Source organism: Mesorhizobium sp. M7D.F.Ca.US.004.03.1.1 (assembly GCF_003998635.1).
Taxonomy (GTDB): Bacteria; Pseudomonadota; Alphaproteobacteria; order Rhizobiales; family Rhizobiaceae; genus Mesorhizobium; species Mesorhizobium loti.
In genome coordinates this window covers 1-2,069 of the sequence record NZ_RZQG01001002.1, presented here as the reverse complement: position 1 = coordinate 2,069, position 2,069 = coordinate 1, and the positions used below count along the sequence as shown (strand labels likewise).

General features: G+C 64.2%; 2 protein-coding genes. Both read right to left on the bottom strand.

Annotation, left to right across the window (positions count from 1 at the left end):
* On the bottom strand, positions 1-729 hold a 729-nt coding region (locus tag EN935_RS33030; protein WP_206534624.1), incomplete at its 3' end, for an alanine racemase.
* Complete coding sequence (locus tag EN935_RS33025; protein ID WP_127263279.1) at positions 726-2,006, bottom strand: D-arabinono-1,4-lactone oxidase; 1,281 nt, start codon at positions 2,004-2,006, stop codon at positions 726-728. The genes EN935_RS33030 and EN935_RS33025, both read right to left, overlap by 4 nt.
* Positions 2,007-2,069: the final 63 nt, after the last annotated feature.

Here is a 2,069-nt window from a genome sequence, read left to right as displayed (position 1 = left end):
CATCGACACTTCATTGGCCGCGCCGCCATGATGAAGCAGCGCGGTCTTGCTGCCGCCGATGTTCAGGATGCGGCGCTGGTTGGGGCCGAGACAAGCAACGAACGCCGCGGCCCGCGCCGACGCCTTTGCCAAGGCTTTCGCCGGCCCGCCGAACAGAGCCGGAATGAGCGGCGCGTGCGCCTCGTAGGCCATGACGCCTTCGCAACGCAGGCGTTTGTGGGCCAGGAGCGCATTCAACGCCCTCGACAAGGCCTCGGGATCGGCAAAGCCGCCGCGATGCAGCCCGACATCGATCTCGAAAGCAATGCGCAGCTCTGTGCCCAAGTCGGTCGCGAGTGCGCCATATTCCGCCAGCCGCTCCTGCGTATCAATCAACCAGCAGACACGCGACCAGTCGGCGTCAGCTGTCGTCAGCGTCGTCCTTGCCGCATCGACGGGTATCGGCTTGCCATACAGCAGATCGGCATCCGGAAACGTCCTCAGCACCGCCTCGCTGATCGGCGGGTGGAAGGTCATGACGTGATTGGTGCCAAGCGCCTTGGCGATATGCGCAAGCAGCGGCAGGCAGGCGAGCGATTTGTCGACCAACCGCACGGCAAGGCCGGGACCCAGTCTCTCCTTGACCAGGGCAATGTTGCCGTCCAGCCGATCGCGATCGAGCACCAGGCAGGGCTGGAAGATGCCAGCTTGCTTCAGCGCATCCGACAGGGTGGAAAAATAGGCGCTCATTTCTCGATGCCGAACAAGCCGGCAATGTAGGGCGAGACGAAGCGGTTTTCCGGATCGATGTCGCGGCGCACCGCCATGGCATCGTCCCAGCGCGGGTAGAGCTTTTTCAAATCCGCCGCTTTGAGGCTGTGCATCTTGCCCCAATGCGGCCTGCCGCCATATTTGCGGAAGATCGGCTCCGCCGCCTGCATGAAAGGCAACGGGTCGTTCGCGGCGTCATGGTGGATGGCGATCGAGCAGGTCAGCCTGTTGTAAAAGGGCGAGAGCCAGAACTGGTCAGGCGCGACGGTGCGCACCTCCATCGGGAAATAGACCTCGGGAAAGCGCTTCTCGGTCAGTTCGATGATCTCGGCCAGCGCCTTCGGCCCCTCCTCGAACGGCAGATGATATTCCATCTCGTTGAACTTGGTCTGCCTGTCGCTGGCATAGACATTGAGCCAGTCCTGCACGTAGTCCTCGGCCGGCAATTTGGCGATGGCGCCCAGGATCAATCGGCGGCGCAGCGATGGCAGCCAGACAAGCCCGGTGCGCAGCCGGCGCAGCGTCCTCAACCCAGCCTCATCCGCTTCCGGAGGTCGCGGGGTCGGTGCTGCGTCGCTGAGATCGCTGGCGATGAACTGCGCATAACCGGAAAACGGAATGTAGTAGAATTCGGCCGAGCGATGCGCGGCCATCATCGCCTCGAAATCGCGCAGCATGTCGGCGATCGGCAGCACCCATTTGCGGCGGCGCAGCCGGTAGGTCGCAATGTTGTTCAGCGTCACTTCGCTGAGCACGCCGAAGGCGCCGAGTGCGACGCCGATGGCATGGATCATGTCCTGATCCCCTCCCCGCTTGAAATCGCGGACCTTGCCAAGCCCGTCGACGATCTGCACCGTCTCCAGCTGCGTGTGATAGGCGCCGAGCCTCGGTCCCGAGCCATGCGTGGCGGTGCCCAGCGCGCCGCCGATCGCCTGACGGTCGATGTCGCCCATGTTGGGCAGGCCCTGGCCAATGCCTTGCAGGATGTGCATGAGCGGGCCAAGCCGGGTCCCTGCCCGCACCCGCGCCTGATGTTTTTGCGCGTCATGCGAGACCAGCCCTTCCAGTCTCTCCAGGGACAGGATCGTGCCCTCGGATTCTACCAGCGGGGTGAAGGAATGACCGGCGCCGGCGACGCGGACCGGGCCGGGTGCGGTACGAATGAGATCGCCAAGCTCGCCGGCGTCAGTGGGGCTGGCGATCAGCTTCGGTTCAGCAGTGACCAAGCCCGACCAGTTGCTCCAACGGTTCGACATGGCGCTCCCCCGCTCAGGCAACGGCGCGGCGACGCCGCGACACCAGGACGAACAGACCAAGCA

What these genes read in the sequence shown, in the direction of transcription:
- EN935_RS33025 (WP_127263279.1), bottom strand. Translation starts at nt 2,006, where the DNA reads ATGTCGAACCGTTGGAGCAACTGGTCGGGCTTGGTCACTGCTGAACCG.